Source organism: Agathobaculum butyriciproducens (assembly GCA_003096535.1).
Classification (GTDB): domain Bacteria; phylum Bacillota; class Clostridia; order Oscillospirales; family Butyricicoccaceae; genus Agathobaculum; species Agathobaculum butyriciproducens.
In genome coordinates, this window is sequence record QEKJ01000041.1 from 1 (window position 1) to 3,395 (window position 3,395).

Here is a 3,395-nt window from a genome sequence, read left to right on the forward strand (position 1 = left end):
AAATGGTCGCAGGTGCGCCGTATCCACATGAGTTGTTGCCGCAGCTTGTAGAGATTTTCTCCGAGATGTCTGTCTGCATCGGTTATAATACATCGCTCGACCTCGGTTTTCTTGACCGCATTGGCGTACCGACCGAGCATCTAACCGTAATTGATGTCATGCAGAGATTTGTGGACTACCTCAACGCCAACGGCGGTACTCACAGACGAGCATCGCTCTCTACCTGTACAAAATATTTTGATTACAAGTGGGAGGGCACAGCACACAACAGCCTTGCAGATGCCAAAGCCACTTTGTACTGCTACAACATGATGAAGGTTATCAAATAATAATGCTATGACTTATATATATCACTTAAATTATCTTTGTATCCCTGATGGCGGCACGCCGTCCGAAACGGACTGCTGCGTAGGGACATCGGTCAAGCTGCAAAGCGATAATGATATTGTGCAGCTTAAAGCAGCGCTGGCGCGAGATTTTATCAAGAGCGAAGCATATCCCTCACACTATTTGCGAAATCCAACCGCACATATCACTGTTGTTATCCGCAACATTACGCTGCTGCATAAAGAGGATAACCCTGATGACTGAATTATCTATCATTTACAGCGTGCCTGCAACATCATCTGATCTTGAAAAGCAGTCCAGTGCTACACCGGACAGCATCAAGCACAGCATCGCATCTGCGCGCCGGTCGGAGCTGATCGAGCAGCTTACCTCTTGCCGCAAAGCGAACGGAGGTGCGGACGATGCGTAAAATTCCTCGCACCCGCCTTGCACCGGAAGATCTCGCTGTAATCGCGTACCACGAGGATAATGGAGATCTCGTCATATTGCGTTTCTCGCATGGACAAGAGCGCGATATACGCTTTGCGTTCCGCTGTATTGCAGATTACGATCCTGCGTGCATTATGCTGCATCGTTTTCCTAAGGAGTGAACTCTGTTCATGGCAAATAAGAGTAGACCAAAGCAGCTCTCATTCCGAGTTAGTGAGGAAGAATGGGAGTTACTACAACAGAAAATCGCAGAAAGCGGCATGAACCAACAGCAGTACATTTTGTCCTGCGTGTTTGGAAAGGCGATTATAAACACAGATGGGATTAAGGCCGTTGTACCCGAGTTAAAACAGCAAGGTGCAAATCTAAATCAGATTGGGCAAAAATTATCAGTGACATTGAATGATTTAAGTAGTGTGTGGCAGTCATTAGGAGCGGCGCTTCAGACAGTAAGAGGTACAAAAAAATAATGAAACTGTTTTACATGATCCTCACGTCCCTCATCACTGTTTTAATGGCAAGCTACGCACTCTGGTTGATCGCGCACATCGATATGCCGCTGCCGAAACGCTTAGTGCAGCTTTTCCCACCACTTTTTCTTTTAATCATGGTATTCTTACGGATTTTCTGGCTTTTCATCAGATAAGGAGGACAAAATGAGCAGTATTTCTATCAACAACTGCGTATTCATGGGCCGCTTAACAGGCGAACCAGAAATGCGCTACACGCGCAGCAATAAGCCGGTCACAACCTTTCGCATTGCTGTCAGCCGCCGTTCCAGCGCAGATGTTACCGACTTTATCCCCTGCGTGACCTATGGCGCGCAAGCAGAGTTTGTGTCACAGTGGTTTCAGAAAGGTACGCTGGCTATCGTGATCGGTCAGCTCACCTCGCATATGTGGGTGGACAAGAACACTGGCAAGACCCGTGTAGACTATGAAATCCAGTGTGACAATGTGCAGTTTGGCGAAACCAAAAAGCAGCGTATCGCGCGTGAACAGGAACAGCCGCCGCAGGCCGCAGAGCCGGAAGCAACTCCTGTGTCGGAAGCATCACCCATACCGCAGGCCGCGCCACAGAGTGGGCCAGAGCGCAGCGGCTTACAGATTGTAGCCGTAGATACCCTTACTGGCAATGTGCTCGCTAACGCCGTCTACGACCTCTATACGATGGACGGTGCAGCAGTCAGCCTGCATAACGGCACCGATGCAGACGGCATTGCATCAATTGTCGGTCTGTCCGCAGGTGATTATATTATCACTGAAGTAACTGCGCCGACCGGCTTCCGCCCGGTTGCCCGTTCGGTCAATGTAAATCTGGAACCGGGCATCAATCACAGCATTACCTTCCCTCACAGCGCTGAACCGGCGCAGCAGCCGCAGCCGTCTATCCCAGTCTATAATGATATGCCGGAGGGTTATGTCGATGATGATCGCGACGTTATGATCTAAAATGCGTGTTCTATCGGAACACAAAGGAGGTGTGCGCCGGTGACGAAAAGCGATTTAGAACAGCTTACACTGCTGAACTCTGAAATCTCCCGCGACTTAGAGCGTCTGCAAGAGTTGTATGCACTTCTTACCGGCTGCACATCGTCCATCAGGGGTTTACCTCATATCGGTTTGCTGCGCGGCAGCGACCGTACAGATAAGTTTGTATCCATGATTGATGTGCTGGAGCAGCAGATCAAAGAGCGCGTCTTGGATAGTGCAGCGCTTTACATTCAAATCTGGTCATATATCAACACAATTCACGATCCCCTCGTGCGTCAAATCATAGCTTTGCGCTACATAGACGGCCTGCCCTGGCAACAGGTTGCTAACAACATCGGTGGCGGCATTTCCGTCAGTGGTGTCCGTATGATACTCGACCGTTATCTTGCAGCCAATACAGGATAACAGCAGGAGGTTTCCCTTAATGTCCAACACCGGCTTTACCATCGGTTACAACTGCATACTGCGAGATCAGTCCCTGTCGCTTGCGACAAAGGGACTTTATCTCGTTGTTTCCAGCTATATCGGTATGCCGGAATGGAAATTGACGAAAAACACGCTGAACAAGATCTGCGGTACTGCCTATGCAGTGGAAAAGGCATGGAAAGAGCTGCTTGCAGCAGGCTATCTCAAGCACTATACTGCTCGTGCAGCTTCCGGCGCATTCATTCACCGCTACGAGCTGATGCAGGAGCCATCTGCTTCTGCGCCGCACGCATTTGTTACCGATGCTGATTTTGTCAGCGGTGACTGTCGTATTGTTCTGTCCGGTGAGAGTAAGCGTGACTTCACACAAATTCCGAACTCGATCCTGCGCAGCAAGCGTATCCCGCTGGCTGTTAAGGGTCTTTTCGGCGTGGTTGCACATCTTATCAACATCCCGAATTTTTCTCTTAACCCGGCTGGTGTACGGGCGTTCTGCATGGAGCGGATCAAGCGCTTTTCCTCCATCTGGCGGCAGCTCAAGCTGACCGGTCTGCTCAAGCAGCATCGTTACCCGACCGGCGAGGAGAACAGCTTTGAGTACCAATACGAATTGCTCGACCAGCCGGATAGCGAAGCACCGTACCTCGTGAACCATCATGCGGACGGCTCGGTATCCAGCGAGCGCACGATCAGCGACTA

Annotated in this window: 7 protein-coding genes; all 7 read left to right on the plus strand. The window is 50.1% G+C overall.

Going from position 1 to position 3,395, the window contains the following annotated elements:
• A partial coding sequence (locus tag C7386_RS13020) for a 3'-5' exonuclease (protein ID WP_133241605.1) occupies positions 1-329 on the plus strand: 329 nt, incomplete at its 5' end.
• Between the two features lie 7 nt (positions 330-336).
• Entirely contained in the window at positions 337-591 is a 255-nt protein-coding gene (locus C7386_RS13320; RefSeq protein ID WP_133241606.1) for a hypothetical protein, read from the plus strand.
• Complete coding sequence (locus tag C7386_RS13560) at positions 584-757, plus strand: hypothetical protein (RefSeq protein ID WP_161275215.1); 174 nt, start codon at positions 584-586, stop codon at positions 755-757. Before C7386_RS13320 ends, C7386_RS13560 begins: the two co-directional genes overlap by 8 nt.
• Before the next feature lie 190 nt (positions 758-947).
• On the plus strand, positions 948-1,247 hold the full coding sequence (locus C7386_RS13030) for a plasmid mobilization protein (protein ID WP_243148337.1): 300 nt from the start codon (positions 948-950) through the stop codon (positions 1,245-1,247).
• Between the two features lie 186 nt (positions 1,248-1,433).
• The gene (gene ssb, locus C7386_RS13035; RefSeq protein ID WP_116705719.1) at positions 1,434-2,228 is read left to right on the plus strand and encodes a single-stranded DNA-binding protein; all 795 of its coding nucleotides are present in this window, start codon (positions 1,434-1,436) and stop codon (positions 2,226-2,228) included.
• Positions 2,229-2,267: 39 nt separating this feature from the next.
• On the plus strand, positions 2,268-2,675 hold the full coding sequence (locus C7386_RS13040; protein WP_116705720.1) for a sigma-70 RNA polymerase sigma factor region 4 domain-containing protein: 408 nt from the start codon (positions 2,268-2,270) through the stop codon (positions 2,673-2,675).
• Positions 2,676-2,694: 19 nt separating this feature from the next.
• The coding region (locus C7386_RS13045; RefSeq protein WP_437124103.1) for a hypothetical protein at positions 2,695-3,395 on the plus strand (701 nt) is incomplete at its 3' end.

Excerpts from the sequence above, each read along its gene's own strand:
- C7386_RS13320 (WP_133241606.1), top strand. The coding sequence starts at position 337 with ATGACTTATATATATCACTTAAATTATCTTTGTATCCCTGATGGCGGC.
- C7386_RS13560 (WP_161275215.1), top strand. The coding sequence starts at position 584 with ATGACTGAATTATCTATCATTTACAGCGTGCCTGCAACATCATCTGAT.
- C7386_RS13030 (WP_243148337.1), top strand. The coding sequence starts at position 948 with ATGGCAAATAAGAGTAGACCAAAGCAGCTCTCATTCCGAGTTAGTGAG.
- ssb (WP_116705719.1), top strand. The coding sequence starts at position 1,434 with ATGAGCAGTATTTCTATCAACAACTGCGTATTCATGGGCCGCTTAACA.